We start from the raw sequence: 15,550 nt of genomic DNA, 5'->3' as shown, positions 1-15,550 counted from the left end.
TTACGCTTTCTCCGACTCTGAATGAGCTGCTACGATACCCGCAGTTTGCTCATCAAGAATATGGATGATTGATTTGCTACGTGATGCAACGATGCTGTGAGTAAGGATTAGTGGCAATGCCGCAATAATACCCTGTGCCGTTGTAACAAGTGCCATTGAAATACTTCCAGCCATCATACGAGGGTCGCCAGTACCGAACAATGTGATTGTTTGGAACGTTGCGATCATACCTAATACGGTACCAAGTAGACCTAGTAGTGGAGCAATCGCTGCGAAAATCTTGATAACGTTGATGCCGCTTTCGATACGTGGAAGTTCACGTAAGATTGCTTCATCAAGCTTAAGCTCTAGGTTTTCAGCATCTGCAGTTTTATTCTCTTGGTATACCTTAAGGATACGGCCAAGAGGGTTACTTTCAGAAGGATTACCTGGGTTTTTAAGCTGTGAACGCATTTTACCGCCAATAACAGTAAGCGTGATAAGCTTATAAAGACCAATTAGTAGACCGATAGCTAGCATTGCAGTGATTGTGTAACCCACTGGGCCACCTGCATGATAACGCTCAGACATAGTCGCTTTTTGCTTCAATAGGCCTAGGATAGCGCCTTGAGAAGGGTCAGTATAAAACGGAACCATGCCAGATGTCGCATCAAGAAGGTCTCCAGCTGACGCTACAAAGTGACTGTCTGGTTGACGACCTAGAGGTTGAACAACTTGGTTTTCAACATCATAAGTAAGGTAGCCGTCTTCGCCGATTAGGTTGAACGTACCAACACGAATAACTTCTTGTTGTGATGAGCCACCGTCAAGATTAACAACTTCTGTTGTAAAACGAACAACTTCGCCGCCTTCAGTCATTTCTTTCTGAAGTGCAAACCATAAGTCTTCAAGCTCAGAAATGTTTGGAAGACCTTTCGAATCTTCAGACATTTCAGCAAGAAACGCTTCACGTCCAGGGAACTGAGCACTTACGATTGATGTAGAAACACGACCATATGCTTCAGATGAAGCTTGACGTACCACACCAAACATTTCGCCAAGTGTGCCTGTTGCTTGGTCTAGTTCAACAGCTTTATCATTCAACGTTACTTCGTTGTCAGAAAATTGCTGCTGTAGACGATCGCCACGCGCTTTTTCGGCTTTAAGTTCGTTTTGTGCTTTACGTAATAAAGCTTGTTTATCAGCACGTGCAGCTTGGAATTCAGCTTCACGTTGCTTGTTGATACGTGCCTGAGACACTCGGTTGTCTTGAACTTGGTCAAGCAAATCTTTCAGGCTCTTTGCTTCCTGAGCCTGAGCTCCGGTTGCCACAACTGCAAGCGTAGCAGCGGCTAAAAGAGATTTGAATACTGGTTTCATTAACAATTACTCCGCTGCGCTAATTGGTAGTTTGATTAGGTCTGCAGGAATGATGTTATTTGCCATCTTAACTGCATCAACGACTGAAGAAACATATTCGTCTCCCAGTTGTTCCCATACGCGGCTTTCGTTGTTCCATGCCCAAGCGTTAGCTTGGTCAAGAGACAATGCAACCAATGCGGTACGACCAAGGTTAAAGAAGTCAACGGTTACTTCTGTACCGTTGTCGTCAATTGTACCTTGATAAGAATTAATCTTAGTGCCGTACTCAACTTCAACTAGGTATGCTTCAACTACTTGGCGGAACTGCTCTGAAACAGTAACGTTTGAGTTAGCCATTACATCGCGAAGACGTTGTACGCGCTCAAGACGCTCGTCTAAGTGAATTGGGCGGTCTAGTTTGATGAACTGCTCTAGGCTGTCAATCATGCGGAACATCAATGGAACGATGCCCTGCTTAGTTTGCTCAATACTGTCGATTTGACGTTGTAACGAATCGATACCGCGTTGCTGGTCAGCGACCAAGCTAGCAATATAGTCGTTGTAGATTTTAAGGTTTTCTGTCTCATCTACCGTTTGACGATATTCAACAAGTAGTTCTTGAGATTGCTCAAACAACGTGTTGATTTTTTCTTGAGATTTCGCCGCAGTCGCATGAATTTTAGCTTCTTCTTTATGAAGATCTTCTAGCGTATCTGCAGAGACTGCGCTACCTGTTAGTGCGAATGCACCGATAACAGTAGAAGCAATAAGAGTTCTCTTGCTCATTTTGGACATAGTTCCCAACCAAATTTCTTATTTGAATCCTCGCCGCCGTTTGATAACAACCCGGCAAGGGGCGTAATAAAACTTTTACAATGTTGTTTTAGGAATGTAGTGCTAGCCATCAGCGCTAATACTACGAACTTAGTATACTCACATGGAATGCAGCGCTTAGTCAAGTAACAGGCTGTTTACACTTGTGAGTATTTCACCCACTTGTGCATTATCCGAACAATTTGTATTACCTTTGACCAGCCAGCATGTTAATTTCCACTTAATCGATTTACTGTAGTTAACAATAATAACGTTTGCCACTATTTCGCTTTAAACCAGCCAGTAAGCGCATATCGAGGCTGTTGAGCAAATGGCGTAACATAAGTAACGCTGTGAATGTGTTTTACGTCGAACAAACTTAATGAATTAAATGTGGGTGTCCATGAATCAGTGGTCGTACCATCTGGTTCAAAAAATTGTAGCAATCCACCCCAATCTGGATGCCACTCTGGCGCTAAATTAATGACGTATGCCAGTCGTCTGCCCTCTCGCTCTACCACATCCTGGTGCCGTGTTAAAAATTGACCAGGTGTATATCGTGTGGCTTGAACGCTTGCACTGACAATATCGTCAAACCCACTCAATTCTCTTGCCCATGCTAATACTGCTTCACTATTTATCCATTGGTGAAACTTGCTCATCATTGGAATGGGCTCAACCGAGGTGACTAAATGCCTGCCATAGACGAAACCGACGCCTTTCGCTGCATTTTGCATTACTTCCTCGTTTACGCGCTGTTTGGTTTGCGCGTCCATGTTTCGCCACGCTGTTTCTGTAATACTGTCGTATTGGCCATTTCGAACTACCGCCATTTCAAAGTTAACATCATTGGTCAGGCTTAACAGTAAATCGGCGGCAAACTCTTCTTCTAAAAATGAAGTAACACGCACTTTACGGTCATTGGAAAACGCGTTTTCTATCGCGTTTTGATTCAAGGCTTTGTTGATACCTTCAGACATAAATCTCCCGTTTTTTCTTATATCTTCTAAAACAATATCATCGATATTGATTAGAAAGTTGGCTAAGCAACGCCAATTTGTTATTAATACCCGTGAATTTAACAATAATGAAAGCCAAAAAGCTATGAATCATTCTTTTCAATACAGTTGTTCTATTGACGACAAGCCAGTTTGGGTATTTGACAATCTATGTACACAAGAAGAAGCGGCGTCTATTTCTAATGGCTTAAATATAAGCGCTTTTAAAAGAAATGAAGTAGCCAGACCAGATACAGCAGAGTACAAGCACTGGGTTGTTGCACTCTCGGAAGCACAAATTAGAAGCCTTCCCGTTTACGAACGTGCAATGAAACAGATAAAAGAAACGACGGGTAAAGCATACCGCGCTTATCGAGGATACGTGAACTACGCGTCTTACGGCGATATGCTTTTCACCCACACCGATTGCTTACCCGACGCAGATGAACTTACCGTATTAGTATATTTGTGCCCCGAGTGGAATATTGAGTGGGGCGGTGAAACATTATTCTATAACGAATTAGATGACTGCGTCTTTGCCAGCACGCCTAAACCGGGGAGAACGGTTATTTTTCACGGCGCAATTAAGCATGTCGGTCGCCCACCAAACCGTGTTTGCTATAGCCCTCGCTATACCCTCGCATTTAAATTAGAACCTGCCGAGTAGCACGTCTAATAACGCTAATAAAACGCCACGATTAACCGTGGCGTTTTTGTTCAGTGTGGCGTAATAACACGTGATTACTGTGGAACAATATCGAAAGCTACTGTCATGCGGTGTTGCGCTGAATTAATAGGGTTTGTGCCGTGCCACAGGTAAGATGGAAATAGGACAAGGTTACCCGCGACTGGTTTGATGGCGTAGTCTTCACAAAGGGAAATATTTCCCAAATCAGGACGTCCAAACACTAACCACCCGTTTCCGCCCTTTTCGACTTCATCGGGTACATCGACATAATACACGCCACTCAACCATCCAGCGGAATGATAATGAGATTTATGAAACCCTGTTTTTCTAAGCTTTACAGACCAAGAGCCTTTAAATGCAAACTGGGTGGACAGCCGTGATAAAAACGGATGCTTTTTCATGTCAATTTGCGATGCAACAAAAGTACTAACATTCTCAATGATACGTTCTTTCATTGTTTGAATAACGGGCGCGGGATCATCAAACAAATCTTCAAAGGTTTGCGAGCCATGGCGTAATGACTGCCCGATGGGATGTTGCTCGTTGTTGTGCAAGGTGAGTAAATACTGCTGTAATTGACGGTTGAAAGCGGCGTTAACGTCTTTGTCCGCATACAACGCATCGGCATACACAAACGCATCGTAGTTACATAGCTCAGCATAGTTGGGTAGGTCACCTTCTAACCGCAATGCCGTTGAATACAAGGTCCAAAAACCCTGATTGTGGGGCGCAATTTTACAGCACGTTAGAAAACATTGTTTAGCCTGAGCGACGCGATTTAGCGATAACAGCGCATACCCCTGTTCAATCAATAATGGCAATGGTTCTTTTTTTGTTATTTGACTGTATTTACTACAAATTACCAATGCCTGTTCGTATTCACCACGTTCCCTCAACACGCGGCTGTAATAAGGGGCGGCTACCTTAACGATGTCTCGCTGCTCGGTATTTAATAGTGTTTTCAGCCAAGGCTCTGCGTCATCAAATTCATCGACATTTATCAATAAGTCGCAGTACAGCAACACCAAATCGGGGGATGTGACATCCAAACGGTCCCTTAAAAATCTGAAGGGATCATTGTCATTTTGTGTCCACAGATAGTGGGCTAAATCATGATGAAGCCCCCGGTGCAAAGGGAATGCTGCTACTCCTTGCTTATACACTTCAATCGCTTCAATCGACGCACTATTAAGCACTAAACATGCGGCTAAATTTTGATAGATATCTGGGGCAGTAGCACCTGCTCCTAGTGCACGTTGATAAAGACTAATAGCCTCTTCAAACTCGCCTGTGGTGCGTTTGATATTTCCTAAGTTATTAAGCGCGATGACATGGGATGGCTGATAATCCAATACGTGTAGTAGTTGATGGGTTGCCCCCTCAATATCATTTAATTCTGCACACAATCCCGCGTATGCGACGCGCGTATTTAAGTGCGATGGCGAGGTTTGCAATAATGAAACAAATAGTATTTTAGCGTCGTTATATCGCTTAGCAGCCACTAAGGCCCTTGCCAGGTTATATTCGTAATCGAAATACTTTGGTCTTATCGCTAGCGCTTTATTAAAGTAGGTTACGGCGTGGCGTGGCTCATTTAGCTCTACCATTAAATTCGCCAGTGAGTTCAGTAAATCGGGGTGACCAGGAAACCGCTTTATGCCTTTTTCAAAAACGCTTTTCGCTTTCTTTAGGTCTCCAAGCTTTCTTAACGCTCCGCCGTAAACCTGTGGAATGACTGCGTCCACCTTCTGCAATGCAACATTATTGCTAAGAGTGCTTACGACGTAATCATATCGTTTAGCTCGATAAGCTTGAATAAGCTGCGGGATGATAATAGATGGATTGACGGACATTATTTATAAAACCTGCTGTCTATATTTGCAAGTACACCGAACGATGAAGACCATTCATTATATTTGCACATAATATTCCTGATATCTTCCCTTTCATCTGTTGTTAAGTAAGGGTTCCATAAATCGATAATTAATACTGCCCGCTGCATATCTGATGCATTTTTTGCACTATGTTCGTAGCTATCGTCAAACAGTATTGCATTGCGCTGTTCATTCCACGAGACCGTCTCTCCCCCTACGGTTAACGACGCATGTTCATTTATCGCAAGAGGAATATGAAGTGTCCATTTGATATTGGAAATACCAAAGTGCGAAGGAATAACGGCATGTGGTTGAAGAACTGAAATAACTACTTCTGGTGCATGTGGCGCACAATCAGCGATAAGATCGCTAGCAAGTGCTTTTTTACATGGATTTGGCAATCGCTGCCCCGCACTCGTTAGCTTTCCGGCTTTTACTAGGTGAACGGACGTCCAGTTTTCTTTTAACTTATTCCACTGTTCCGTGTTAGGTGCGCCGCCTACCGTATCGATATAACGTTCTTGTGCAATTGATGCCATGTCACGCAATAACGGCTTAAATTCAGCCATCGTCTCAACAAACTGTGCTAGACCTTTGACAGTTTTAGGATCGGTAAATGGAGAAGAGGGAAGATTTGGAACAAAAAAGAAATTAGGTTTTTGTTTTGCTTTGTCGAATATTTTTGGCGTTGTTCCACATAACATATTGACGGCATCGTTTACCCGCTTGGTACTTTGTATATCACGGAGTATTTCATATAGCGCTCGTCGAGATAGATTTGCTGCATTACGAATATGCGTAATTCTATTTGCTGAAAGCGTATCGATGGACTCTGGACAAAGAAAATTTTTATCCTCAGCATGAATATCTGCATAAACATTAAGTGCTTCAGAAAACGCTTGTTTTGCGAGATAGTTGGTAATCTTATCTATTTTTATTTTTATATTAGACATCGTCATACAAATAAGGGGCTTAAACGCCCCTTATAGTAAATCATTGCTGGCAAGTTTTACAGGCTAACGCCCATCACCACCGCCTGTCGAATAAGTACGCTGGCTACGGAACCAACCTTCTTTTGCTGTTTCTTCCATCACTTCACGTTCTTCCATGGTATAACATACGCGTGTCATACGGTTAGAACCGATCTTTTTCTCCATTTTACAAACCATACCATCATCGCCCTCGGCGTTAGTTTGATTTGCATAAGACTCACTTTCACCACTGTTAGTTGATGAGCAAGCGCCAAGAGAAAGCGCTACAGAGAGCGCAAGTAATGAACGTGTTACTAATTTCATCCGTGTTATCCTTTAGTCTAATTGTTATGAACTAACTTACCATAAGTTGTTGGCATTTCTCTAATCCATTTTGTAAGTAACCATTTATTTGATGACACTGTCGTTTCACCTGCGTGGTAACTTTTAAGCAATACATTATTATTTTTATCTACATTAGTAAATATCAACACACTCCCCGCTTGTGGTTTTATACTCTTACCAACTTTAGGAAAGGTTGTTCTACCACCGTCATTGATGGTATTCAAATATATGAGTGCGGTTTGGCAACGCTGACCGCCGTCGTTGTAAATTGCACAATCGGCATCTACTTGAATCGCATCGTAATGGCCTCTGTATTCTTGGCCGGGCGAGTAGCGAAGCAGGTTTAAGTATTCGCCATGACTTTCTCTTGTTTGGCTTATTGTTGCGATAAGCCTATCGACTTTTCGAACATGCCAATCGCAATGGTTTGCGGTTATCGGTGCTACATAGCTTGTACGTATTTGGTCGTATTTTCCCTCTCCTGTTTGAGGGTCTACCACCATCGAAGGTCTCAGTAGCGCGCTAAACCGAGTAACGAAATATGCACATTCAAATTCTGACAATACATCAAAGTATTGCGTAACAGGGAGTAGTTCATCAACGACATCGGTAGAAAAGGTGTCTTTTCCAAGGCCTACCGTCACTGCGTCGACGACATCCGAGTCACTGCAATCGCTATACGCTTTACAACACCACTGGTGAATACCGAGTTGCTCACAAATGTTCGGGCTGACGGCTTTAAGCCAGCTGCTGACAACAGTAAAGGGCTTACTGCCGGTAGATAGATAGGAAAGTGCAACGAGTGATGCCTGACTATTTCCGTTTTTTGCTAACGCAACAAGGCGCTTCGCTATCTCTTGGACGTCAGTAAAGCATTGATTAAAATAACCAATCAATAATTGATGGAACTGAACGGTACTGTTGCTTGCCGCGGGAATACGATCGAGGTAATTAATAACCTCTTGGGGTTCGCTATGCATATGAAAATACGCATAATCAAGCGCAGCGCTAATATCCCCTAACTCACCAGCTTGCTTAAACAGCAACATGGCACCTACTTCATCGCCTTTTTCTATCGCCCGATTAGCATTGGCAATTATGGAAGAAATTTGCATACCTATTTGCTCAAATAAAAAAAGCCTCCGAAGAGGCTTTTTAATTCAAAGATTATATTCTTTAACTAACTTCGATTAGAAGTTCACGTTTACACGTGTGTAGAAGAATGATCCTGGAATTTCATACATTGACGGGTCAAAGCTGTTAGCAAACGTCGAGTAAGAAACTTCTGGGTCTGTGTTGAACAAGTTGTTCACACCAACAGTAACGCGCAAGTTGTCGTTAACTGTGTAACCTAGTGATACATCGTGGTAAGCCATTGCTTCAAGTTCGTTCTCGCTATCGCCACCAACTTCAGCACTTGGGTCAGAACATAGTTGCTGATCCAATGCACCGCCATCGATTGCACACTCTTCAGTTGTGTTACCGATATAACGAACTAACCAGTTAGCTGTCCAGTCATCATACATCCACGTTGCACTGATGTTAGTACGTAGGCGTGGAACAACGTCACGGTCGCCTGCACGGCCAGCGTCATTGATAGTAGTTGATGTGTTTGATACTGGATCTACGATGATAACTGAACGCTCATCGATGTAAGTACCATCCCAGTTAAGGCGGAAGTCACCGTATTCAGTTTCGAAGTTATAAGCAACGTTATAATCGAAACCAGACGTTGTTTGACCACCAAGGTTAACTAGGCCGTTGAACAAGTCAACAACGTTACCGTTAGCACCACGAGTGATAAGTGAACATAGGTTAGTACCTGTCTGCGCACATGCGTTTAGAATAGTCTGTGCACCAACACCAGATACTGCGCCGTCTACTTCAATGTCGAACACGTCAAACGTTACAGACAAGCCTTCTACTGAAGAAGGTGAGTATACGAAACCGTATGTGAAACTTTCTGCTTCTTCAGCTTCAAGATTCGCGTTACCACCAACAGTGATACGAATCTGTGAGTTAGGCTGAACATACGCTGCTGGAATACCCGCACAACCTGGAAGGTCTGGGTTTGCTGCAGCACCACCATTACATGGATCGGTAAGTGGTGGGAATGAATCACTGTTACCTAGGAACAATTCGTTTAGTGACGGAGCACGGAACGCTTCAGAGAACGTACCACGAACGATTAGGTCTTCTGTTACACGCCATTTAAGGCCAACTTTAGAGTTTGTTGTATCACCAAAGTTGCTGTAATCAGAGTAACGAGTTGCTAGTTCAAGATCTAGTTGCTCAACACCAGGCATATCAGAAAGAAGAGGCACTGCTAATTCTAGGTAAACTTCTTCTACGCTGAATGAACCAGCGGTAGGCTGACGCGCATTACCTGAAGTGATACCTGCAGCGATGATTGCATCTGGCTGGTCGAAACCAGACTGCCAGCGCTTCTCATAACCTGCTGCGAATGCTAGGTAACCAGCTGGAAGCTCCATGATCTCGCCAGAGATGTTCGCTGAGTAGCTTTCAAGAGACGAGTTAAGCGTATCTTGTGCAGTGAAGGTAATGAAATCAAGCATATCTTGCGTGATACTGCCTTGACCGATATCAGTCGCGCCGCCAAACAAGTTAAGCGGAGTACAGTTACCTGTACAGTTTGCTGGGTCACCGATTGCAAGACGTACGCGGTCCATATTAAGAAGACCGTCTGTCAATGTGTTCTGCGTGATGTCTGCATACGTGTAGTTTGCATCCCAGTAGAACTCGTGATCGCCTAGCTCAAATACGCCTTCGAAACCACCGTTGAACTGGAATTGGTCAACGTTCTGTGCAAACTGACGGAAGCCAGCTTCCATCATACGACGACCAAACAAGAACATTTCTTGTGCATCAGGGTTCGCATCAAGAACTGCTTGATCAGTAGTTACGTCAACACCAAACGGGTTGAATGGGTGGTTGCCAGCAAGTGTAAAGCCTGAATCACCGAACGCTGTACCGATAAATAGTGGCGTAGGTGCAAGTGCCTGTGCTGATTTACGGTTACCGTAGAACGCTGTAGCGTTTACTGAGATATTATCAGAAAGCTCATAACGCGCCTGAGAATAAATGTTTATTCTTTCTTGAGGTGTAGAAAGATAGTTAAACGGTGCAAAGTTGAAACGGCTATCTGGTTCAACCCATGGAGAAAGACCGCCGTTGCCGTCGCCTTGAAGGCTGTTAGCTGTACCGTCTTGGTCAAATGTGAAGAAACGACCTTGAGGTGGAGCAGATGAACCGCCAAAACCTTGTGGCGTACCAAATACAGGCACAGAAGAAATTTCACGGTCGCCCGCTAGTGTTTCTTCTTCTTCAACGTAACTTACGTTGAAATATACGTTACCTTTTTCGTTTGCAGTACCGAAACCGATGTCCCACTGCTCACGAGCGCCGTCGCCTTCATCCCACTGACCAACATAACCAGAAGCATGTACACCTTCAAAGTCTTGACGAGTGATGATGTTGATTACACCAGCAACCGCATCAGAACCGTATACCGCAGACGCACCGTCTTTAAGTACTTCGATACGTTCGATGATAGACGCTGGGATGTTGTTAAGGTCAACTGAACCGCCAAGGCCTGGAGCCCAGCGCTTACCGTTAACAAGAACAAGTGTACGGTTAGAACCAATACCACGAATGTTAATCGTAGTAGTACCGTTACCACCATTGTTGTTGTTGGTGTTGATAGCAGAACCCGCAGATGGGATTGCTTGAAGAACGTCACCGATTGATGTAATACCGAACTTTTCGATATCAACACGGGTCATAACTGTAACAGGGTTTGCGCCTTCGACGTCAGTACGACGAATACGTGAACCAGTTACTTCAATTTTTTCAACAGCATCTGCCGCTGCTTCTTCTTGTGCGTTAGCTGCACCGGCGAAACCGATAGTTGACGCTGCGCCGAAAGCACAAGCCAACTTCACTGACTTAGCCAGTTTAGAATTTGTAAACATGTATTGTCTCCCTGGACCACTAAAACTCTTTAGTGTGTGTTTCTTAAATCGTTTGTAACGAATTATTATTAGTAAGGTCAAAGCCTCGACAAGATAATAACCATATGTTGAGTACAGGGTCAACCTGGATCAGATGGGTGCAATTCAAAAGTTCAATATTTTTTCTATATTTCATCAAATAGTGTAAATATTAACGTACGATTAACATCAAAATCACATTTGAGCGCCAAAATACGCACAAAAATCCATCAATTTAGATTTTTTCTGTTTTTTGACGTTTTTTTAAACGAGCAAGTAATTACTTGCTCGTGGTTGACAATAGAGCGGGTATTATAGGTTTCGTTGTTACGATGCTTTTAAGTAAAAACCTAAGTGCCGTATTACGTCTTCCGGTAGTGAAGGCAGAGCGTCTTTTGGCAACAGAAATGTCGCCATATTAAAGAAATCGAGAAATATCCTGTTTGATTCGGTGGTCTTCTTTAAGTAGTGATGTCCAGATGACCCGCCCGTCCCTATTTTTGTACCTAGCATTCGTTGAACCATCATTGCATGCCGATAACGCCAAATAGTGAGCTGTTCGTCTATCTCGGTTAGTGCCGTGATCAATTGAAAAGGAAGGTTAAAAATAGGCTCTTCAGAATACTGTTTAATGAATAACGCTGACAGCAGTGCATCATGACTCAGCCTAAACTTCCCTTCTTCACGCAACGTATTGAATTTATCCTCATCAAATAGCGCATCAAAATTTGTTTTAGTGCCTTCCCAATCTTTAAGCTCTTGTCGAATTTCAACATCGCTTAACATGCTGTTAGTCGTAATCGTCTGCCTGTCTTCAGCGAGCATTTCATTTGTTGCGGCTTGGTAATACTCCCAAAAATCAAACTTATCAATTTTAAGCAACGGCATACGTGCTAGCCATTTATCAACAAGTTCAAATAAACTTGGCTTGTCTTCTAATCCTTCAAGTAGGGCCCGGTCATCTTCAGAAAGACGGTTGTAAAAACTCTGCTTATCAAAGTCAATGCGATACTCGCGCTTTAACCCTAAAGAAATTTCGAGTCGCTTAAACTGAATGCTTTGAAAACCCGATGCAGGTACTAAATAATCTCTAAATGAGAGAAATTGCTGAGGCGTCATTGTTTCCATTATCGCAATTTGATCATTCATCAATCGCTGAATTTGGATAACTCGCTGTAGCCGATGCACAACTTGGGTTAACGCTTGGTCTTGCACTGTAGGTTGGTTAAAAGCATCAATAACCGCATTTAACTCATGCAGTACTTGTTTAAACCACAGTTCATAAACTTGGTGTACAACAATGAATAACATTTCTTCGTGTGCAGGTTTGCCGTACTTGGTACTTTGGAGGTGCTGTGCTCCTAGTACTTTATCTAATTGTAGATAATCGCCGTAATAGCAGGGTTCTATATTTTTCTTCATGTCATGCATGCTTATTGTTGTTAATGCCCGAAGTAATACTACCATTGCTTTCTCGACATCGACAAAATTCAGGCTATACCTTTACATAACAGCTGTAATTCTGTTCAAGTATGGCACTATGAAAACAATAAATATGAATGGGGAAAAACATGAAGCTAGATGATGATATCCATAATTACTATGAACACCTTGTCCTCGAACGCATTACCGAGCTTGGCCTAGACAACACCAAGTCACCCGACTTCTTAGCAGATTTATGCTGTCTTGCACTCAATCAAGTTCCGCCTAGGTACATTCGCTATGAAGTTGACATGGCGTTTTACTTACCGCAAAGCGAAAGAAATCAGATGGAAATGAACGTCGAATATGCCGTCGACAAAGCCATAAAATATTTAAATGATATGGAAAAGCGACCGCCTAAAGAAAATGCAAAAGAGATGGCGTGAATTACGTTAAGGAGATTTGGGTGGCAGGCCTCCAGCCACATCCCGGCACATGAGTCGTTTGCTGCGGCTGCTCCCTTCCAGGCCTGACCGGGTTCACAAAGTATCATTGCGGGAGGACCAAAAGCCCACCATAGAAAAACGCGCTTACCGCAGAACTACTCGCCCCGCTTCAGTGCGGGGCGCATTATGACTATTTGGCCGCTAAGTTTCAACCCTTATTCGTAAAACGTTCTTCTGCGATAGTATTCGCTACACGGTTTGTTGCCGCATTTTCAGATTCGGCTCGTGTGTATATCTCTTTTAAGGTGTCACCAATTTTCTCAATATGGGCACGCATGGCGTCGTTAGAGCTTTTCTCCATACGCTGATGGAAAATATCGATAACCCCACCTGCATTGATGACGTAATCTGGAGCGTAAAGAATACCGCGTGCAACTAACAAGTCGCCAATATCTTCTCGAGCCAATTGATTATTCGCAGCTCCCGCAATAACCTTTGCTTTAATCGTAGGTAATGTTTGGTCGTTAATTGCTGCACCCAGTGCACATGGCGCAAGTACGTCAACGTCAAGGCTAAGGATGTCTTCCGGCGAAACGGCTGTCGCACCAAATTCAGCAACCGCTTTTTCTACCCCTTCAGGATAAATGTCCGCGACAAACAATTTCGCGCCCTCTTCGTGAAGATGCTTTGCAAGACGGTAACCTACATGCCCCATACCTTGAATAGCAACGGATACACCTTCTAAACTGCGCTTCAAACCAAACTCTACAGACGCTTTTAGTCCCACAAATACGCCGTAAGCGGTCGACGGTGCTGGATTACCATCGGGTACTTCACCAGCATAATGATACTGTGCATTTACGCCCGCTATATAGTCTGATTGCGTGGCCATTGCTTGGAGGTCAGTGACAGCAATACCCGAATCCTCTGCGGTAAAATACTTGCCCCCCAGCGATTCAACAAACTTGCCCATCGCAAGCATCATTTCGGGTGTTTTCTCTTTGCGTGGGTCGCCAATAATAACCGACTTACCACCGCCAAGCGCAAGGTTTGCCATTGCGGCTTTGTATGTCATTCCTTTCGATAAACGAAGCACGTCAGTCAATGCCTCTGCGCTATTCACGTAAGGCCACATCCTGCACCCGCCTAATGCTGGTCCTAGGTTGGTATTGTGTACAGCAATGATGGCGCTTAACCCTGCCTTTTCATCATGATAAAACGCAACATGTTCGTGGTTATCGAACTCACAGTGATCAAATACTGACATACATTCCCTAAATAAGTGTGCTGTTATTGTGCCAAGTCTATCTGAAAGAAGAGAGGACAAGCCTTGCGAAGTTTGTTAATGAATTTTACAAACTGAAATACAGGGTAAATCATTACTAATTTTCTAGGACAGCTATCCTAGAATTTATTTTTATATATAATGAACATCATAATATCGACGGATACCGCGTTAATGAAATTAGATAAGTTTGATCGTGAAATTTTAAGAGTACTACAGCAAGATGCAACTGTCTCAATGGCAGACTTAAGCCAGCGTGTTGGGCTTTCTCACACACCATGTTGGCGACGTGTAAAGCGTATGGAGTCTGAAGGCATTATTTTAGGTAAGGTAACGCTTCTTAACAGCAAAAAACTAAACTTAGGCGTATCAGTATTCATTTACGTAACACTCAAAAACCATGATGGCGATTCGCTAACTGATTTTGAAAGTGCCGTGCAAAGCATTGATGAAATTGTCGAATGCCACACAACCAGTGGCGAAAAAGATTACTTGCTTAAAGTCATTGTTGAAAGCATTGAAGAGTACGAATACTTGTTGAAAAACAAGCTAACTCACTTACCTTTGGTCGACCATTTAAGTTCTACATTTGCGTTAAAGCAGGTTAAAAATACCACTGAACTGCCCATTAAGCGCCAATAAAAAAGCGCAGTGGAAGCTGCGCTTTTTTTTTAACCGTTGCTAACGCTGTTTATTGTGCATCTGATTGATTTTCAGGTTTTGCTTTGTCAAACGCCTCTAGTTCGTTGCAGTTGTTAGCAATTTTATTCAGTAACGGGTATGCCGTCATATCAACACCGAATCGCTTTGCATTATAAACTTGAGGCACAACACAAACATCGGCCATGGTAACGTCGAAATCAAAGCAGTATTTACCTGCTTGTGTTTGTAAACGCTGCTCAATGCCGTTGAAGCCTTGCTTTATCCAATGCGAAGCCCATTCAACTACGTCGGGTTGTGAAGCATCAAAACGTCCTTTCAGCGCATTTAACACTCTCAAATTGCCGATTGGTTGAATGTCGCAGGCTATATCTTGCGCTAACGCTCTTACCCTGGCGCGTTCATTGCGGTGCACGGGAATAAGCGAGTGTGCAGAGTCAAAGCGCTCATCAAGATATTCAATAATAGAAAGCGACTGATTAAGAATAACATCCTCATCTTCATCGACTAGCGTAGGAACCAAATGCGATGGATTCATGCGAGAATACGGCTGAGCAAACTGCTCACCGCCGTCCTTCACGAGGTGCACGGGGATATATTCGTATTCCACGCCTTTTAGGTTCAAAGCAATACGCACGCGGTAAGACGCAGTAGAACGCCAATATCCGTAAAGTTTAATACTCATAATGGTACCCGA

General features: G+C 43.3%; 14 protein-coding genes and 1 other RNA gene. 3 read left to right on the top strand and 12 right to left on the bottom strand.

The annotated features are described in order from the left end of the window. From ACOJRU_RS05100 to ACOJRU_RS05090, 3 genes are all read right to left on the bottom strand, one after another. Complete coding sequence (locus ACOJRU_RS05100; RefSeq protein WP_421133965.1) at positions 1-1,359, bottom strand: MotA/TolQ/ExbB proton channel family protein; 1,359 nt, start codon at positions 1,357-1,359, stop codon at positions 1-3. 6 nt (positions 1,360-1,365) lie between these two features. Next, the gene (locus tag ACOJRU_RS05095; protein ID WP_421133964.1) at positions 1,366-2,127 is read right to left on the bottom strand and encodes a DUF3450 domain-containing protein; all 762 of its coding nucleotides are present in this window, start codon (positions 2,125-2,127) and stop codon (positions 1,366-1,368) included. Positions 2,128-2,435: 308 nt separating this feature from the next. Continuing rightward, positions 2,436-3,134, bottom strand: a complete 699-nt coding sequence (locus ACOJRU_RS05090) for a 2OG-Fe(II) oxygenase (RefSeq protein ID WP_421133963.1) — start codon at positions 3,132-3,134, stop codon at positions 2,436-2,438. A 124-nt stretch (positions 3,135-3,258) separates the two neighbouring features. Between ACOJRU_RS05090 and ACOJRU_RS05085 the strand changes: the two genes are divergently transcribed. Then, the gene (locus ACOJRU_RS05085) at positions 3,259-3,819 is read left to right on the top strand and encodes a 2OG-Fe(II) oxygenase (RefSeq protein ID WP_421133962.1); all 561 of its coding nucleotides are present in this window, start codon (positions 3,259-3,261) and stop codon (positions 3,817-3,819) included. A gap of 74 nt (positions 3,820-3,893) precedes the next feature. On the opposite strand, the gene ACOJRU_RS05080 is transcribed toward ACOJRU_RS05085, so the two are convergent. From ACOJRU_RS05080 to ACOJRU_RS05055, 6 genes are all read right to left on the bottom strand, one after another. After that, positions 3,894-5,693 carry a putative 2OG-Fe(II) oxygenase gene (locus tag ACOJRU_RS05080; RefSeq protein ID WP_421133961.1) on the bottom strand — a complete coding sequence of 600 codons (1,800 nt, stop codon included), beginning with the start codon at positions 5,691-5,693 and terminating at the stop codon, positions 3,894-3,896. Continuing rightward, positions 5,693-6,667 (bottom strand): aspartyl/asparaginyl beta-hydroxylase domain-containing protein, encoded by a 975-nt coding sequence (locus tag ACOJRU_RS05075; protein ID WP_421133960.1) that lies wholly within the window; start codon positions 6,665-6,667, stop codon positions 5,693-5,695. The genes ACOJRU_RS05080 and ACOJRU_RS05075 overlap by 1 nt, the downstream gene beginning before the upstream one ends. 63 nt (positions 6,668-6,730) lie before the next feature. Continuing rightward, on the bottom strand, positions 6,731-7,009 hold the full coding sequence (locus tag ACOJRU_RS05070; RefSeq protein WP_421133959.1) for a hypothetical protein: 279 nt from the start codon (positions 7,007-7,009) through the stop codon (positions 6,731-6,733). A 17-nt stretch (positions 7,010-7,026) separates the two neighbouring features. Then, the gene (locus ACOJRU_RS05065) at positions 7,027-8,145 is read right to left on the bottom strand and encodes a prolyl hydroxylase family protein (RefSeq protein WP_421133958.1); all 1,119 of its coding nucleotides are present in this window, start codon (positions 8,143-8,145) and stop codon (positions 7,027-7,029) included. A 75-nt stretch (positions 8,146-8,220) separates the two neighbouring features. Beyond that, positions 8,221-11,022 carry a TonB-dependent receptor gene (locus tag ACOJRU_RS05060; protein WP_421133957.1) on the bottom strand — a complete coding sequence of 934 codons (2,802 nt, stop codon included), beginning with the start codon at positions 11,020-11,022 and terminating at the stop codon, positions 8,221-8,223. 345 nt (positions 11,023-11,367) lie between these two features. Continuing rightward, positions 11,368-12,462: a tryptophan 2,3-dioxygenase family protein gene (locus tag ACOJRU_RS05055; protein WP_421134722.1), complete on the bottom strand. Its 1,095-nt coding sequence runs from the start codon at positions 12,460-12,462 to the stop codon at positions 11,368-11,370. Positions 12,463-12,611: 149 nt separating this feature from the next. Between ACOJRU_RS05055 and ACOJRU_RS05050 the strand changes: the two genes are divergently transcribed. Next, positions 12,612-12,908: a late competence development ComFB family protein gene (locus ACOJRU_RS05050; protein ID WP_421133956.1), complete on the top strand. Its 297-nt coding sequence runs from the start codon at positions 12,612-12,614 to the stop codon at positions 12,906-12,908. A gap of 26 nt (positions 12,909-12,934) precedes the next feature. Here ACOJRU_RS05050 and ffs read toward each other — a convergent pair. Both ffs and ACOJRU_RS05040 read right to left on the bottom strand, forming a co-directional pair. Then, an RNA gene (gene ffs / locus ACOJRU_RS05045) (signal recognition particle sRNA small type) lies at positions 12,935-13,031 on the bottom strand. A gap of 85 nt (positions 13,032-13,116) precedes the next feature. Then, a complete protein-coding gene (locus tag ACOJRU_RS05040; RefSeq protein WP_421133955.1) occupies positions 13,117-14,175 on the bottom strand; it encodes a Glu/Leu/Phe/Val dehydrogenase dimerization domain-containing protein in 1,059 nt (352 codons plus the stop codon). 192 nt (positions 14,176-14,367) lie between these two features. On the opposite strand from ACOJRU_RS05040, the gene ACOJRU_RS05035 reads away from it, so the two are divergent. Next, positions 14,368-14,835, top strand: coding sequence for an Lrp/AsnC family transcriptional regulator (locus ACOJRU_RS05035; RefSeq protein WP_421133954.1), 468 nt, complete (start codon positions 14,368-14,370; stop codon positions 14,833-14,835). A gap of 49 nt (positions 14,836-14,884) precedes the next feature. Here ACOJRU_RS05035 and maiA read toward each other — a convergent pair whose 3' ends face one another. Next, on the bottom strand, positions 14,885-15,538 hold the full coding sequence (maiA, locus tag ACOJRU_RS05030) for a maleylacetoacetate isomerase (RefSeq protein ID WP_421133953.1): 654 nt from the start codon (positions 15,536-15,538) through the stop codon (positions 14,885-14,887). Positions 15,539-15,550 lie beyond the last annotated feature (12 nt).

The sequence above is a fragment of the Alteromonas algae genome, from assembly GCF_049117195.1.
GTDB lineage: Bacteria > Pseudomonadota > Gammaproteobacteria > Enterobacterales > Alteromonadaceae > Alteromonas.
Note: the sequence above shows the minus strand (reverse complement) of the source record. Positions and strands in the feature narration are given on the sequence as shown.

What these genes read in the sequence shown, in the direction of transcription:
- ACOJRU_RS05100 (WP_421133965.1), bottom strand. Translation starts at nt 1,359, where the DNA reads ATGAAACCAGTATTCAAATCTCTTTTAGCCGCTGCTACGCTTGCAGTT.
- ACOJRU_RS05095 (WP_421133964.1), bottom strand. Translation starts at nt 2,127, where the DNA reads ATGAGCAAGAGAACTCTTATTGCTTCTACTGTTATCGGTGCATTCGCA.
- ACOJRU_RS05090 (WP_421133963.1), bottom strand. Translation starts at nt 3,134, where the DNA reads ATGTCTGAAGGTATCAACAAAGCCTTGAATCAAAACGCGATAGAAAAC.
- ACOJRU_RS05085 (WP_421133962.1), top strand. Translation starts at nt 3,259, where the DNA reads ATGAATCATTCTTTTCAATACAGTTGTTCTATTGACGACAAGCCAGTT.
- ACOJRU_RS05080 (WP_421133961.1), bottom strand. Translation starts at nt 5,693, where the DNA reads ATGTCCGTCAATCCATCTATTATCATCCCGCAGCTTATTCAAGCTTAT.
- ACOJRU_RS05075 (WP_421133960.1), bottom strand. Translation starts at nt 6,667, where the DNA reads ATGTCTAATATAAAAATAAAAATAGATAAGATTACCAACTATCTCGCA.
- ACOJRU_RS05070 (WP_421133959.1), bottom strand. Translation starts at nt 7,009, where the DNA reads ATGAAATTAGTAACACGTTCATTACTTGCGCTCTCTGTAGCGCTTTCT.
- ACOJRU_RS05065 (WP_421133958.1), bottom strand. Translation starts at nt 8,145, where the DNA reads ATGCAAATTTCTTCCATAATTGCCAATGCTAATCGGGCGATAGAAAAA.
- ACOJRU_RS05060 (WP_421133957.1), bottom strand. Translation starts at nt 11,022, where the DNA reads ATGTTTACAAATTCTAAACTGGCTAAGTCAGTGAAGTTGGCTTGTGCT.
- ACOJRU_RS05055 (WP_421134722.1), bottom strand. Translation starts at nt 12,462, where the DNA reads ATGAAGAAAAATATAGAACCCTGCTATTACGGCGATTATCTACAATTA.
- ACOJRU_RS05050 (WP_421133956.1), top strand. Translation starts at nt 12,612, where the DNA reads ATGAAGCTAGATGATGATATCCATAATTACTATGAACACCTTGTCCTC.
- ACOJRU_RS05040 (WP_421133955.1), bottom strand. Translation starts at nt 14,175, where the DNA reads ATGTCAGTATTTGATCACTGTGAGTTCGATAACCACGAACATGTTGCG.
- ACOJRU_RS05035 (WP_421133954.1), top strand. Translation starts at nt 14,368, where the DNA reads ATGAAATTAGATAAGTTTGATCGTGAAATTTTAAGAGTACTACAGCAA.
- maiA (WP_421133953.1), bottom strand. Translation starts at nt 15,538, where the DNA reads ATGAGTATTAAACTTTACGGATATTGGCGTTCTACTGCGTCTTACCGC.